The 438-nt window shown below is 21.7% G+C and carries 1 protein-coding gene; it reads left to right on the top strand.

Annotated elements, in window-relative coordinates:
- On the top strand, positions 1-431 hold a 431-nt coding region (locus ACTHUT_RS22150), incomplete at its 5' end, for a hypothetical protein (RefSeq protein WP_440419964.1).
- Positions 432-438 lie beyond the last annotated feature (7 nt).

The raw sequence follows: 438 nt of genomic DNA on the forward strand, positions 1-438 counted from the left end.
GTAATAAGGACAAATTCAACATGAATGCTGATTTTGAGAAAAATTTTTTTAAAGAGTTAAGAGCTATTTTAAAAAAAAATGATTTTTTAAAATTGAATACCTCGAATTATTTCTATAATAATAGTCATATTCAATGTATGTTTAATATTCAAAAAAGTAAATACTCTAAGCAATATTACTTTAATCTTTATGCAAAAAAAACTTCTCCTAATATTTCGCCAAAAGAAATTTCTTGGGGAGCGGATCTTATTTTAAGATTAGAGAATCTATTTCCTAAGTACTCATTTTTAATTAAAGGGATAAATTTTGATGAAAATAAAGATAAACAAAATTATTTCGATTTTCTTGATTTATTAGATACCTATTTTTTAATCGAAATAAAAAAACTAACAAATATAGAAACATTCGAAAACTACATTAAAATGCAATAGGTATAAT

It is taken from the genome of Neisseria sp. P0022.S010 (assembly GCF_051956635.1).